Source organism: Serinicoccus hydrothermalis (assembly GCF_001685415.1).
In the GTDB taxonomy this organism is placed as follows: domain Bacteria; phylum Actinomycetota; class Actinomycetes; order Actinomycetales; family Dermatophilaceae; genus Ornithinicoccus; species Ornithinicoccus hydrothermalis.
Genome location: NZ_CP014989.1, coordinates 3,054,196 through 3,068,825 on the forward strand (window position 1 = coordinate 3,054,196; position 14,630 = coordinate 3,068,825).

10 protein-coding genes are annotated in these 14,630 nt (G+C 71.9%); 6 read left to right on the top strand and 4 right to left on the bottom strand.

The window, feature by feature from the left end:
- Positions 1-11: 11 nt before the first annotated feature.
- The 5 genes from nuoL to SGUI_RS14270 all read left to right on the top strand — a co-directional run bounded on the left by nuoL (position 12) and on the right by SGUI_RS14270 (position 6,867).
- Entirely contained in the window at positions 12-1,988 is a 1,977-nt protein-coding gene (nuoL, locus tag SGUI_RS14250) for an NADH-quinone oxidoreductase subunit L (protein ID WP_083190708.1), read from the top strand.
- Positions 1,988-3,550: an NADH-quinone oxidoreductase subunit M gene (locus SGUI_RS14255; protein WP_066641393.1), complete on the top strand. Its 1,563-nt coding sequence runs from the start codon at positions 1,988-1,990 to the stop codon at positions 3,548-3,550. Before nuoL ends, SGUI_RS14255 begins: the two co-directional genes overlap by 1 nt.
- The gene (gene nuoN / locus SGUI_RS14260) at positions 3,550-5,094 is read left to right on the top strand and encodes an NADH-quinone oxidoreductase subunit NuoN (RefSeq protein WP_066641395.1); all 1,545 of its coding nucleotides are present in this window, start codon (positions 3,550-3,552) and stop codon (positions 5,092-5,094) included. Before SGUI_RS14255 ends, nuoN begins: the two co-directional genes overlap by 1 nt.
- Positions 5,091-6,089, top strand: a complete 999-nt coding sequence (locus tag SGUI_RS14265) for a polyprenyl synthetase family protein (protein ID WP_066641399.1) — start codon at positions 5,091-5,093, stop codon at positions 6,087-6,089. The genes nuoN and SGUI_RS14265 overlap by 4 nt, the downstream gene beginning before the upstream one ends.
- Before the next feature lie 277 nt (positions 6,090-6,366).
- Positions 6,367-6,867, top strand: a complete 501-nt coding sequence (locus SGUI_RS14270; RefSeq protein WP_157621857.1) for a hypothetical protein — start codon at positions 6,367-6,369, stop codon at positions 6,865-6,867.
- 16 nt (positions 6,868-6,883) lie between these two features.
- Here SGUI_RS14270 and SGUI_RS14275 read toward each other — a convergent pair whose 3' ends face one another.
- Positions 6,884-8,860, bottom strand: coding sequence for a PhoX family protein (locus tag SGUI_RS14275; protein ID WP_066641401.1), 1,977 nt, complete (start codon positions 8,858-8,860; stop codon positions 6,884-6,886).
- 202 nt (positions 8,861-9,062) lie between these two features.
- On the opposite strand from SGUI_RS14275, the gene SGUI_RS14280 reads away from it, so the two are divergent.
- Complete coding sequence (locus tag SGUI_RS14280; RefSeq protein ID WP_157621858.1) at positions 9,063-10,055, top strand: hypothetical protein; 993 nt, start codon at positions 9,063-9,065, stop codon at positions 10,053-10,055.
- Here the strand turns inward: SGUI_RS14280 and SGUI_RS14285 are convergent.
- From SGUI_RS14285 to rarD, 3 genes are all read right to left on the bottom strand, one after another.
- Entirely contained in the window at positions 10,025-12,844 is a 2,820-nt protein-coding gene (locus tag SGUI_RS14285; RefSeq protein ID WP_083190709.1) for an MMPL family transporter, read from the bottom strand. The two genes, SGUI_RS14280 and SGUI_RS14285, sit on opposite strands and share 31 nt — an antisense overlap.
- Before the next feature lie 21 nt (positions 12,845-12,865).
- Positions 12,866-13,495 (bottom strand): TetR/AcrR family transcriptional regulator, encoded by a 630-nt coding sequence (locus SGUI_RS14290; protein ID WP_066641404.1) that lies wholly within the window; start codon positions 13,493-13,495, stop codon positions 12,866-12,868.
- Positions 13,496-13,573: 78 nt separating this feature from the next.
- The gene (gene rarD, locus SGUI_RS14295; protein ID WP_237141375.1) at positions 13,574-14,623 is read right to left on the bottom strand and encodes an EamA family transporter RarD; all 1,050 of its coding nucleotides are present in this window, start codon (positions 14,621-14,623) and stop codon (positions 13,574-13,576) included.
- Positions 14,624-14,630: the final 7 nt, after the last annotated feature.

Genomic DNA, 14,630 nt, shown 5'->3' on the forward strand with positions numbered 1-14,630 from the left:
CGCTCGTGTCTGTGCACGACCTGAGTCAGGGCCTGGCCGCGGTCAGCCTGACCCTCGCCGACGACCCGGGCGGTCTCGGCGCGACCCACGCCACCCAGGCGGACGGCATCGCCGGCCTCGGCTGGCTGCTCGTCGCGCTGCCCCTGGCGGGTGCCGCGCTGCTCCTCCTCGGGGGGCGGGTGACCAACAGCTGGGGCCCGGCGCTCGCGACCGGGCTGTCCTGGGCGAGCTTCGGCGTCGGCGTCGCGATCATCGCCCAGCTGGCCGGGCTGCCGGAGGCCGAGCGCGCGCTCTCGGTGCCGCTGTGGGAGTGGGTGAGCGTCGGTGACCTGTCGCTGCGCGCCGGCCTGCTGCTGGACCCGCTGTCGCTGGCCTTCGTCATGCTCATCACCTTCGTGGGCAGCCTCATCCACGTCTACTCGCTGGGCTACATGGAGCACGACCCGGACAAGCGCCGGTTCTTCGCCTACCTCAACCTCTTCGTCGCGGCGATGCTCATCCTCGTGCTCGCCGACTCCTACCTCCTGCTCTTCGTCGGCTGGGAGGGCGTCGGGCTGGCGTCCTACCTGCTCATCGGCTTCTGGAACTGGAACCCGGACTACGCGGCGGCCGCCAACAAGGCCTTCGTCGTCAACCGGGTCGGTGACGTCGGCCTCATCACCGCGATGGCGATCATGCTCGCCACCTTCGGCGCGCTGGACTTCGCCACGGTGCACGGCAGCGCAGGGGGAGCGAGCGACCTCACCCTCACCCTCGTCGGCCTGGCGCTGCTGCTTGCCGCCTGCGGCAAGTCGGCGCAGTTCCCGCTGCAGAGCTGGCTGGGCGACGCGATGGCCGGCCCGACGCCGGTGTCCGCGCTCATCCACGCGGCGACGATGGTCACCGCGGGCGTCTACCTCATCGCCCGCAGCCAGGCGATCTACGACCTCACCCCGGACGCCCGGCTGGTCGTCGCGGTCGTCGGTGCCGTCACGCTGCTCTACGGCGCGATCGTCGGCTGCGCCAAGGACGACCTCAAGAAGGCGCTGGCCGCCTCGACGATGAGCCAGATCGGCTACATGATGCTCGCCGTCGGCCTGGGCCCGGTCGGCTACCTCTACGCGATCTTCCACCTGGTGACGCACGGCTTCTTCAAGGCCAACATGTTCCTCGGCGCCGGCTCGGTCATGCACGCCATGAACAACCGGGTCGACATGCGCCGCTTCGGCGCGCTGCGCAAGGACGTCAAGATCACGTTCATCACCTTCGCCGCCGGCTGGCTCGCGATCATCGGCTTCCCCCTCACCGCGGGGTGGTTCTCGAAGGACTACATCATCGAGACCGCCTTCACCATGGAGGGCTGGCAGGGCTGGGTCTTCGGCGGCGTCGCGCTGCTGGGCGCCGGGATCACGGCGTTCTACATGTCCCGCCTGTTCTTCATGACCTTCTTCGGCGAGAAGCGCTGGCACGAGGACGACCACCCGCACGAGTCGCCGCTGGTGATGACCGTGCCGATGATGGTGCTCGCCCTGGGGTCGCTGGTGCTGGGCGCCGTGCTCTACCCGACCGGGATCATCACCGGCTGGCTGGAGCCGGTCTTCGGCCACGCCGAGCACGGTGAGCCGCTCATCCCGCAGCTCGCCATCCAGATCTCCGCCTTCGTGCTCATGCTCGCCGGGGCGGGCCTGGCCTGGATGATGTATGCCCGGCGCGAGGTCCCGCAGACCGCGCCCAGGGCCAGCCTGGTCACCGTGGCGGCCCGCCGCGACCTCTTCCAGGACGACGTCAACGACGCGCTGTTCACCGGCCCGACGATGGCGCTGGCCCGCACCACGGTCGACGCCGACGACGTCCTCGTGGAGGGCGGCGTGACCGGGGGCACCACCGGCGGCCTCAACGCCGTCTCCGGCCTGCTGCGACGCGCGCAGAACGGCTTCGTCCGCTCCTATGCCCTGACGATGCTCCTGGGCGTCGTCGCGATCCTCGGCGCAGTCTGGGTGATGCAGTGATGAACTTCCCCTGGTTGACCACGCTCCTCGTGCTGCCGCTCGTCGGCGCGCTCGTCGTGTCGCTGCTGCCCAAGGGCAGCACCCTGGTGCGCCCGGTGTCCCTCGGCGTGGCGCTGCTGACCCTCGCGGTCGGCATCGGTGCCGCGACCCAGTACCAGATCGGCGGGGGATCCGGCGGCGAGCAGTTCCAGCTGACCGAGGTCTACTCCTGGATCCCGCAGTTCGGCGTCTCCTACGCGCTGGGCGTCGACGGCATCTCGCTGTCGATGATCCTGCTCGGCCTCGTGCTCGTGCCCATCTGCATCGTCGCCGCGTGGGACGACGTCCCGGCGGTCGGCCGGCGCCAGCACGCCTACTTCGCCCTCATGCTGGCGCTGAGCTCCATGATGATCGGTGTCTTCGCCGCCATCGACGTCTTCCTCTTCTACGTCTTCTTCGAGGCGATGCTCATCCCGGTCTATTTCCTCATCGGGGTCTTCGGCGGCACCCGGCGGGCGAAGGCGGCCACGACCTTCCTGCTCTACTCGCTCGTCGGCGGGCTCATCATGCTCGTCGCGGTCATCGGGGTCTACCTCGCCGGACCGCGCGGCACCGACGGCTTCCTGCTGTCCAACCTCACCGGGCTGGACCTGTCGGTGGAGGCCGGCCGCTGGCTCTTCCTCGGCTTCTTCATCGCCTTCGCGATCAAGGCGCCGATGTGGCCGGTGCACACCTGGCTGCCGCTGGCGGCCGAGCAGGCGCGCCCGGCGACGTCTGTGCTGCTGGTCGGCGTGCTCGACAAGGTCGGCACCTACGGCATGATCCGCTTCTGCCTGGCGCTCTTCCCCGAGGCCAGTCAGTGGGCGACCCCGGTGATCCTCGCGCTCGCGCTCGTCTCGCTCTTCGTCGGCGCCTTCCTCGCGATCGGCCAGACCGACATGCTGCGGCTCATCAGCTACACCTCGATCAGCCACTTCGGCTTCATCGTGCTCGGCATCTTCGCCTTCACCACGATCAGCCAGACCGGTGCGACGCTCTACATGGTCAACCACGGCTTCACCACCGCCGGGCTGTTCCTCGTCGCGGGCATGCTCATCATGCGCCGGGGCTCGCGCGACCTGCGCGACTTCGGCGGCTGGCAGCGGGTCACCCCGCTCGTGGCCGGTGCGCTGCTCGTCTCCGGCCTGTCCGGGCTGGCGCTGCCCGGTCTGAACTCCTTCGTCAGCGAGTTCCTCGTCATCGTCGGCACCTTCGGCCGGCACCCGTGGCTGGGCGTCATCGCCGCCCTGGGCGTCATCCTCGCGGCCGTCTACATCCTCGTGATGTACCAGAAGGTCGCCACCGGGCCGAGGCCCGAGGGTGCCGAGGTCGAGGGCATACCGGACATGAGCGGGCGCGAGAAGTGGGTGGTGGCGCCGATCATCGCGGCTTTCCTCGTCCTCGGCTTCTACCCGCAGCCGGTCCTCGACCTGCTCCAGCCGGCCGTCGAGCAGAGCATGCAGACGGTCGGGATCACCGACGTGAGCCCGACCGTGGACACGGGCCTCGCCACGACCTCCGACTCCGAGGGGAGTGACCACTGATGGGTGGCATGTTCGTCGCGCCGGACATCAACTACACCGCGCTGCTGCCGATGATCATCGTCTTCGTCGGCGGGCTCGTCGGGGTCACGGTGGAGGGCTTCGCCTCCCGCCGCACGCGGTATGCCGTCCAGGTGCCCCTCTCGGTGGCGACGCTGGTCCTGGCGCTGGTCGCGCTCATCCTGCTCGGCCGGGACAACCAGGGCCTCACCGCGGCGGACACGGTCGCGATCGACGGGGTGGCGCTGTCGCTGCAGGGCCTCGTGCTCGTGCTCTCGATCCTCGGCCTGCTGGCGATGAGCGAGCGCTTCGGCGGGCAGCAGCCCGACGCCTTCACCCAGTCCGGCGTCTCGACGCCGGGCTCGGCCGAGGAGACGCTGGCGACCAAGGTCGGCGCCACGACCACCGAGGTCTACCCGCTGACGCTGATGTCGGTCGGCGGCATGATGCTCTTCGTCTCGGCCAACGACCTGCTGCTGCTCTTCGTCGCCCTGGAGATCCTCTCGCTGCCGCTCTACGTCCTCACCGGGCTGGCCCGGCGCCGGCGGCTGCTGTCGCAGGAGGCCTCGCTGAAGTACTTCTTGCTGGGCAGCTTCTCCTCGGCCTTCTACCTCTTCGGCGCCGTGCTGCTCTACGGCTACGCCGGCTCGATGCGCTTCGCCGACATCGCGGCCGCGATCAGCTCCGAGGTGGGCATGGACGGCCTGCTCGTGCCGGGCGTGCTGCTCGTCGCGGTCGGGCTGCTCTTCAAGGTCGGCGCGGTGCCCTTCCACGCGTGGACGCCGGACGTCTACCAGGGGGCCCCGACGCCGGTCACCGGCTTCATGGCGGCGTGCACCAAGGTCGCCGCCTTCGGCGCCATGCTGCGGGTGCTCTACGTCGCCGTCGAGGGTGCGCGCCTGGAGTGGCAGCCGGTCATCGCCGTCGTCGCGGCGCTGTCGATGGTCGTCGGTGCGCTGCTCTCGATCGTGCAGACCGACGTCAAGCGGATCCTGGCCTACTCCTCCATCGCGCACGCCGGCTTCATCCTCACCGGCGTCGTGGCGCTGGACGTCTCCGGCGTCACCAGCACGATGTTCTACCTCGCGACCTACGGCTTCATGACGATCCCCGCCTTCGCGATCGTGGCGCTGGTCCGCAGCGCCGGCACCGAGGCCACCCTCGTGGACCAGTGGGCCGGGCTCGGCCGCCGCTCCCCGTGGATCGCCGCCTCCTTCACCTTCCTGCTCATGGCCTTCGCAGGCATCCCGCTGACCTCGGGCTTCACCGGCAAGTTCGCGGTTTTCTCGGCCGCGGTGAGCCAGGGCTGGGCATGGCTGGCGGTCGTCGGTGTGCTCGCCAGCGCCGTCACCGCCTACATCTACTTCGTCCTGGTCGTGCAGATGTGGCTCGGCGACGCGGACGCGAGCGGTGACACCGTCGTCGTGCGGCCCTCGTGGATGACCTCGGTCGCGATCCTCGTCGGGGTGGCCATGACCCTGGCCCTGGGCATCATGCCCTCCCCGGTCCTCGACCTGGCGCAGAGCACCGCGGCGTTCCTGAGGTGAGACCGCCCAGCATCCCCGGTGCCGACGAGGAGCTGACGAGCCGCGTCGAGGCCGGGCTCGCCCGGGTGTCTCAGCGGCTGGCGGAGGTCGTCGACCACGACGACCCCTTCGTCTCGGAGGCCAACCACCACCTCGCCGCCGCCGGGGGCAAGGGCTTCCGCCCGTTGCTGACCCTGCTGTCCAGCGAGGTCGGCACCGGCTGGGACGAGCAGGTCGTCGATGCCGCGGTCGGCGTCGAGCTGACCCACCTGGCCTCGCTCTACCACGACGACGTCATGGATGAGGCGGAGCTGCGGCGCGGCGTCCAGAGCGCCAACGCCCGCTACGGCAACTCCACCGCGATCCTCGTGGGTGACCTGCTCTTCGGCACCGCCTCCTCGGTGGTCGCGGGGCTGGGGGCCCAGGCGGTCCGGATCCAGGCCGACACCTTCATCCGGCTGTGCGCCGGCCAGATCCGCGACGACCGGCAGGCGGACGCCGACCTGCCGAGCGATCAGGCGGTGCAGGCATACCTCGAGATCCTCGCGGACAAGACCGGCGCGCTCATCGCGACCGCCGCCCGCTACGGCGCGATGTTCGGCGGCTGCGACGAGGCCACGACCCGCACCCTCACGGCCTACGGCGAGAAGGTCGGCGTCGTCTTCCAGCTGGCGGACGACCTGCTCGACGTCGCCTCGGACGCGCAGGAGTCGGGCAAGACGCCCGGCACCGACCTGCGCGAGGGCAAGGCCACGCTCCCGGTGCTGTATGCCCGGAGCAGCGAGGACCCCGCCGACGCCCGGCTGCTGGAGCTCACCCGCGGCCCGATCGAGGACCCGGACGACCTCGCCGAGGCCCTGTCCCTGCTGCGGGGACACCCCGCGATGGCCCAGGCGCGCGAGCAGACGCTGCACGTCGCCGCGCAGGCCAGGGAGCTCCTCGACGACCTGCCGGCCTCGCCCGCCCGGGCCGCGCTGCAGGCCCTCGTCGACGGCGTCGCCGACCGCTCCCGCTGACCCCACCACCGCGCACCCCGCCCCGCCCCGCCCTCCCACCCCCCCGGAGTGCGGTCACCTTCGAGCAACCTCCATCACCCTGTAGGGCGATGGAGGTTGCAGGAAGGTGACCGCACTCTCCATTCAGCTGCCCTCGCATCTCGTGTGGCCGTCGCTGCTCCTATCTACTACAAAAAGTAGTATACTGGGAACTGCCCGACGAACCCGATGGGACAAGGAGTTGGCTGACATGAACACCACCGCCAGAACCGACCGGAACCGCAGCACGCCGACTCCGGTGAAGAACGAGAGGAACGGTCTGCCGGTCCTCGGGGGCCTCGCCCTCGGGCTCCTCCGACTGTCCTTCGGGTTCTACTTCCTCTGGGCCTTCCTGGACAAGACCTTCGGCCTGGGCTACGCGACCCCCTCGGAGGGTGCCTGGATCCGGGGCGGGAGCCCGACGACCGGCTACCTCTCCGGCGTCGAGGGCCCGCTCTCGGGCTTCTACCAGGGGATGGTGGGCAGCACCGCCATCGACTGGCTGTTCATGCTCGGTCTGCTGGGCATCGGTGTCACGCTGATGACCGGTATGGGCGCCCGGGTCGGCGCGCTGTGCGGCGCCCTGATGTACCTCTTCATGTACGGCGCGGCGCTCCCGACGGTCACGAACCCCTTCCTCGACGACCACCTGACCGGTGCGGTCGTCATGCTGCTCATCGCCGCCATCCCGGCCTCGTGGGCCTACCTGGGCCTCGGTGAGCTGTGGCGGAGGGTGTCGCCATCCCCGGCCCTGCGCTGAGCGCGGACCGACTGGATCAGCCCCGGCGTGGGTAGACGTGAGCCACGCCGGGGCGCGGCACGCTGTCGCCGAGGTAGGGGTAGCCGCTCTGGCCGCCCTCTCCCGGATGCTGCACGCTGACCAGCACCGAGCGGTCCTTCCACGAGATCACCGGCCCGCAGCACTCTGCGCCCGTGGGCACCGACAGGAACTGCTCGACCAGGCCACGGTCACGACCCCGCGTCGGCATACGGAACAGGCCGTCGCAGGTGCCGAGGGTGCCGGGCGCACCGTCGGTGGAGATCCACAGATGCCCGGGCTCACCGTCGAAGGCGACGTTGTCCGGGCAGCTGATGGGGGTGACCTCACGCTGGTCGGTCCCGTGGAAGTAGGTGCCCGGGTCCGAGGGGTCGCCCGCGACGAGCACGATCCGCCACCGGAAGCGGAGGGCGGCGGCGTCGTCACCCTGCTCCCGCCACTCGATGACGTGGCCGAACTTGTTGGCGGCGCGGGGGTTGGCCTCGTCGATCTGGCCGGGGGTGCGGGCCGTGTTGTTGGTCAGGGCGACGTAGACGCGGCCGGTGTGCGGGTCGGGCTGGACGTCCTCAGGGCGGTCCATCTTCGTCGGCCCGACCGTGTCCGCCGCCAGCCGGGTCCAGGTGCAGACCTCGGCCACGGCCATACCGTCGACGTGCGACTCGCCGTCCACGATCAGCGGCAGCCACTCACCGCGCCCGTCGTACTCCCCGTCCTGGAAGCCGTCGCCGGTGAACCGGGCGACGTAGAGGTCTCCGTCGGAGAGCAGCCGCAGGTTGTGCCGCTTGTCGCCCTCGCGGTAACGGCGTCGGGAGACGAACTTGTAGACGTAGTCGAAGCGCTCGTCGTCGCCCATGTAGGCCACGGCCCGCCCGTCCTGCGCCAGCCGGATGGTGGCACCCTCGTGCTTGAACCGGCCCAGCGCCGTGTGCTTCACCGGGGTGGAGCCGGGGTCGTCGGGGTCGACCTCGACGATCCAGCCGAAGCGGTTGACCTCGTGCGGCTCCTCGACCAGGGAGAAGCGCGGGTCGGCCTGCTCCCACCCGCGGCCCGCGGACGTGATGCCGTAGCGGGCCAGCCTACCCTCCGGGTCCGGCGCGTCGGTGGCGTCGAAGTACTGGTTGAAGTTCTCCTCGCCGGAGAGCACCGTCCCCCACGGGGTGTCCCCGCCGGCGCAGTTGTTGAGCGTGCCCAGCACGCGTCGCCCGCTGCGGTCCGCGCCAGTCCGCATCCACGCGGCCCCGGCCGCCGGGCCGTCCAGGGCGAAGGTCGTCCAGGCGTGGATGCGGCGGTTGCGGGTCCCGCGCCGGCGGTAGGTCCACGGGGACCGGTCGTTCCTGCGGGTGACCTCGACCACCGTCATACCGTGCGCGGCCATCTCGATCTCGGCCTGCTCGGCGGTGACCGACCCGTCCCAGTCCGGGAACATCATCTCGGGGTTGGTGTACTCGTTGTTGAAGACGATGACGCCGCGTCGGGACCGCCAGCCCCGGTCGCCGTCCAGGCGCAGGGTGAGGTAGTCGGCGTTGTAGCCGGCCTGCCCCTTCTGCGCCTCCACCGACTGGTGGTCGACGTCGAAGGCGGGGGCGCCCGGCTCCACCGGGTCCCCCCAGGAGATGACCGGTGCCCAGGTGAAGCCGCGGGGGACGACGAGGTCGTCGACGTCGGCGGGCGTGGGCGGGATCGAGGGAAAGCCGCGCAGCCGGTGGTCGGTGTCCGGCAGGTCCTCGGCGGCGACGGCGGGCTGCGGGGCGGCCGCCCAGGCGACGCCGGCGAGCGCGGCGCCACCGCCGGTGAGCACCGCGCGGCGACGGATCGCCGTCTGGACGACGTCGCCGAAGTAGGTGTTGTCGCTCGTGTTCGGGACCGGCTGGGAGCAGGCGTCCCCGCAGCGGTAGCGGCAGGTGGCCGAGCTGCGCCCGCCGGGATGGGCGGCGAGCAGCGGCAGCAGGGTGCGGCGGCTGGTGGTCGAGGGCATGGGCACGCGTGATCCTCCGTCGTGAGGGTTTCCCCGAGAAGCCGGCCCCGGGACGGGGGCGCGACGTCCTCCGAACGTAGGCCGCCGACCCCCCGGGCCGGGCGACGCGCAGGTGAACCGGGCACGGCGGGCGGGCGACAGATGGAGGAACGGGGGAGCGGGCATACCCTGGGGGCTCGCCGCAGATCGAAGGAGGCAAAGGGTGAGACGCATGCTGGCGGGTCTGTGGGCCATGCTGCCGCTGGGGGTGCTGCTGGTGGCCGTGACCGTGCTGCCGACCCCGGAGCGGGTGCCCACGCACTGGTCCGGGCGCCTCCCGGACGCCTCCGCCGACGGCGCGCGCTTCCTGTCCGGGATCCTCGCCACCACCGTGGTCTGCACCGTCGTCGCGGCCCTCACCGCCATCGCCCGCCGCATCGTGCCCGCCACCTGGTGCCGCTGGGTGCTCGCCGTCGTCGCCGCGATCGGGTGGGGCGCCGCGGTCCTGTGGGTCGTCACGGCCTGGAGGGTCGGGGTCGACGGCCCGGGCCAGGTGCGCGAGTGGTGGCCGCTGCTGGCGCTCGTCGGCGCGCTGGTCGCCGCCGTGGTGGGGTATGCCGTCCACGGCCGGCGGGTGCCCAGCCGGGAGGAGCTGGAGGACCTGGTGCCGGAGCGCTCGCGCGTCCGCCCGGTCCACGAGGTACGTCCGGTCGAGCCGTGGAGCACCGAGGTGGAGTCGCGCACGCTGAAGGTGCTCGCCTGGGGCCTGCTGGTGGCGCTCGCCGTGGTGGCGGTGGTCGTCCGGCTCGTCGGGGAGAGCCTGGCCCTGTCCGTAGTCGTCCTGCTCACGGGGGTCGGGGCGAGCGGCCTCGCGCTGCTGTGGTCGGCGATCCGGGTCGAGGTGGACGAGTCCGGTCTGCGGGTGCGCTCCCGGGTGGTCCCACGCGTCGTCCTGCGGGTCCGCGCCGAGCAGGTCGCCGGCGTGGACGTGCAGGAGCTCGACCCCATGAAGTGGGGCGGCATCGGGCTGCGGGCGCTGCCCGACCGCACCGCCTACATCGTCGGGGCCGGGGGTGGCCCGGGGATGGTGGTCTACCAGCGCGACGGGCGCCGGCTCGCGCTGCAGATCACCGAGGGTGATGCTGCCGCGCGGACCGGCGCCCGGACGCTGCTGCAGGCCGCGGGTCAGCGGCTGGGGGAGGGCTCGCTCTCCTGAGCCGGCTCCCGGTCCGCGGCGTCCGCGTCGCGGTCGCCGTCGGTGCCCTCGCCCGGCTCCTGCTCGTCGTGGCTGATCCCGAGCGTGCGCTCCAGCTTGGCGCCCTCGACATCGACGTCCGGCAGGATCCGATCCAGCCAGCGCGGGATCCACCAGGCCCTCTCGCCCAGCAGTGACATCACCGCGGGGGTGAGGGTCATCCGGACGAGGAAGGCGTCGACGAGGACGCCCACGGCCAGCCCCAGCCCGATCGGTCGGACCATCGTCAGGTGCGCCCAGACGAAGCCGGCGAAGACCGAGATCATGATGATCGCCGCCGCGGTCACGACCCTCGCGCTGTGGTTGAAGCCGCTCACCACCGCGGTCCGGGCGTCCTTGCCGTGGACCTTCTCCTCCCGCATCGCGGACACGAGGAAGAGCTGGTAGTCCATGGCGAGCCCGAAGAGGATCCCGATGAGCAGGATCGGCAGGAAGGACAGGATCGGCCCGGCCTCGTTGACCCCGAAGAAGCTCGAGGCGAAGCCGAGCTGGTAGACCCCGACCACCGCACCGAAGGCGGCACCGACGCTGAGCAGGAAGCCACCCGTCGCCAGCAGCGGCACCAGGATCGAGCGGAAGACCAGCAGCAGCAGGATCAGCGAGAGGCCGACGACCACGACGAGGTAGATCGGGAGCGCGTCCGCGAGCTGCTCGGAGATGTCGATGTTGGCGACCGTCTGCCCGGTCAGGCCCAGGGTCGCACCCTGGTCCTCGCCGATCTGCTCGACCGCCGGGCCGAGCCGGTCGACGAGCGCCTCGGTGGAGGCGTCCGCCGGGCCACCCTCGGGCTGCAGCCGGAAGGCCAGCACGTCGCGCGCGTCGTTGACGCCGGCGGGCAGCACCTGCTCGACGCCGTCGACCTCGGCCAGCTCCTCGCCCAGGTCGGCCTGCGCGCTCATGAGCGCGGTGTCGCCCTCGGCGAGCGGCTCGTCCAGCTCGGCGACGACGAGGATCGGGCCGTTGGCGCCGGCGCCGAACTCGTCGCGCACCGTGTCATAGGTCGTGTATGCCGTAGAGCCGGCGGGCTCGCTGCTGCCGTCGGGCAGGCCGAGCCGCAGGTCCAGGGTGGGCCAGGCCAGGGCGCCCACCACGGCGAGCACCCCGACGACGGCCAGCCAGGGGTGCTTCTGCACCCGGGCGGCCCAGCCGCGACCGGGGTCGTCGGCGTGCTCCTCGGCGGGGTCCTCCTCGTGCTTGCCACGGTGGCCGCCCGCGCGCTCGCGGCGGGGGAGCACCTTGTCCCCGATGAGGGAGAGCATCGCCGGGGTGAGGGTGATGGCCACGAGCACGGCGATGGCCACCGTCGCCGCGGCCACGATCCCCATGACGCCCAGGAACGGGATGCCGGTGAGGGTGAGCGCGACGAGCGCGATGATCACGGTGAGCCCGGCGAAGGTGACGGCGTTGCCCGAGGTCCCCACGGCGAGCGCGATCGAGTCGCGCAGCGGCATACCCTGGCGCACCTGCTGCCGGTGCCGGTTGATGAGGAAGAGGGAGTAGTCGATGCCGACCGCGAGGCCGAGCATGAGCGCCAGCACCGGGGTGATCGACTGCATGTCGACCCACTGGGACAGGGCGAGGGCGCCGGTGAGGCCGACGCCGACCCCGACGAGGGCCATGAGGATCGGCAGGCCGGCGGCGACGAGGCTGCCGAGCATGACGATGAGGACGACCGCGGCGACGACCAGGCCCACGACCTCACCGGGGCCGAGGAGGCTGGACAGGTCGTCGGTGATCTCCTTGGAGAAGTCGACGCTCAGGCCGTCGCCCTCGAGGTCGTTGCCGATCTGCTGGATCGAGGCAGTGGTCTCCTCCGGGATGAAGCCCTCGGCGTCGGCCACGGATACCTGGGTGAGGGCGACGGTGCCGGCCTCGTTGACCACGCGGAAGCCGTCGCTGAGGTCGACCATGCGGCGCGCGACGGCGAGGTCCTCCTCGCCCTGGGCGATGTCGTCCTCGGCGTCGTCGAGCTGGGCGGCGTTGTCCTCCAGCTCGGCCTCGCCGTCCGCCAGCTGCTCCTCGCCGGCCTCGAGCTGCTGGGCCTGCTCGTCGAGCTGGGCCTGGCCCGCCTCGAGCTGCTGGCGACCGGCGTCGATCTGCTCCTGGCCCGCGGCGATCTCCGCGCGCGCCTGCTGCTCGGCGGCCGGCGGCACCTGGCCCGCCGCGACCCCGTCCTCGAGCTGCTGCAGCTGGGCGTCGAGCTCCTCCTGGGACTGCTGCAGGGTGGCGGCCTGCTCGTCCAGCTCGGCCTGGCCGGCCTCGAGCTGCTCCCGCCCGGACGCGAGCTGGTCCCGTGAGTCCTCCAGGTCCGCCCGGCCCTGCTCGAGCTGCTCGCGGCCGTCCTCCAGCTGGGCGCGGGCGTCCTCGAGCTCGGCCTCGCCGTCGGTGATGTCCTGCGGGGCCGAGTCCAGCTCGGCCTGCGCCTCGAAGGGGTCGGTGGAGGTGACCCCGTCCAGGTCCTCCCAGTCCTGCACCGCGCCGGCGATGGCCTCGCGCTGCTCGTCGGTGAAGCCGTCGTCGTTGCGGAAGACCACGGTGCCGGTGGTGCCGGCAGCCTCCGGGATCTCCTGCTGGAGGGTGTCGAGCACCTGCTCGAACCGGCTGCCAGGGATGGAGAACTCGTTGGACAGGGGCTTGGCGAGCGTCGCCATACCGGTGCCGGTGATGGCGAGCACGGCGACCCAGATCGCGATGACGCCGAGCCGGTGGTGGGCGCACCAGCGCCCCAGGCGGTGCAGAAGAGTGGCCACGGGGGTCCTTTCGGGGTTTGCTCAGTCGTGGTCGGACCGCCAGCCCGAGGCCAGCAGGCCCAGGGCACGGTCCAGGTGGTCGTGGAAGGCCGCCGTGTCGGCGGGGGAGAGCGGCGCCGCTCGGTGCGGGTCCTCGACCCACGTCTCCTCGGCCGCCTGGAAGCAGCTCATCACCGCCGAGGAGAGGGTGGCGACGAAGAGCGGGTCGGCCTCGGGGAGCAGGGCGTGCAGCTGCTCCCGCAGCCAGCCTGCCATGTCCGCCCAGACCGTGCGCTCCAGCAGCATCTGTCCGTCGGTGCTCTGCCCGTGGCTGTTGAGGTCGGAGAGCCACCCGATGAGGTCGGTGGGGATCTCCCCCGCCTGGACGAGCCGGCGCAGGGCCGCGAGCGGGTCGAGGCGGACCTGGTCGGGGTCGAGCCGGGAGATCATGCCGGAGGCGTGCTCGGCGAAGACCGCGCTGAGGGCGGCGGGGATGCTGCCGAAGTAGTTGAAGAAGGTGCGCCGGGAGATGCCCGCCCGCTCGGCCACCTGGTCGACGGTGACCTCGGCGGCCGGCAGCTGCGCGACGAGGTCGCGCAGCGCCCCGAGGATCGCCTCGTGGGTGCGCGCCTTGTTGAGCTCGCGCCGTCCGGCGGGGGGTGCCTCGGTCATGGGGACGATGCTACGGCAAGAGTTGCACACCGTGCAAAATTGCACGACGTGCATACCGCCGCGCGGTGCGGAAGGAGGTCAGAGGGGCGTGGGGTCGGTCAGGCCGGTCCCGCCCTCGGCGCTCCGACGGCGGGCGCGGCGCTCGCGCCGCCCGCGGCGCACCTGCCGCACCATGTCGGTGGACAGCACCGCCAGCGCCAGCCAGACGAGCGCGAAGCCCACCCAGCGGGAGGCCGGGACGCTCTCCCCGAGCAGCAGCACGCCGCAGAGCAGCTGCAGGACGGGGGTGAGGAACTGCAGCAGGCCCACGGTCGACAGCGGCACCCGGCTCGCGGCCGCGGCGAAGAGCAGCAGCGGCACCGCGGTCGCGATGCCCGTCGTCATGAGCAGGACGGTGTGCACGCCGCCGTGCCCGCCCCACGTCGTCGCGTCGGCCCGGGCGAGCCAGAGCAGGATGATCACCGCGACCGGCAGGATCGCCAGCGTCTCGCCGACGAGCGAGCGCAGCGCGCTGAGGGAGACGCCGAGCCGGTTCTTCAGCAGGCTGTAGAGCGCGAACGAGCACGCCAGGGCCAGGCTGATCCAGGGTGGCGAGCCGTAGTCGATCGTCAGGTAGATCGCCGCGACGATCCCGATCCCCACGGCGGTCCACTGCAGCCGGCGCAGGCGCTCCCGCAGGATCACCACGCCCAGCGCCACGGTGACCAGCGGGTTGAGGAAGTAGCCGAGCGCGGCCTCGGTCACGTGCCCGGACAGCACGGCATACGTGTAGATGCCCCAGTTGGTGGCGATGAGCGCGCCGGCGAGCGCGACCCCGAGCAGCCGCCGGGGGGTCCGCGCCAGGGCGACCATCCACGCCAGGTCGCGGCGGATGAGCAGGATGAGCCCGCACAGCACCAGCGTCCACACGATGCGGTGCGCGACGATCTCCCACGGCCCGGCCGGGCGCAGCGTGGCGAAGTAGAGCGGGAAGATGCCCCACAGCAGGTAGGCGAGGAAGCCGTAGGCCGTGCCCTGCTGGGTCCGCCGTGCCGCGTCCTCCGCGCCGGTGGCCGCTGCGCCGGAGGACGGCTCGGCCGGCCGGCCGGAGGCCTGCGGCCCCCCTGACAGGTGGGTGTCGCGGGTCACCACCGGA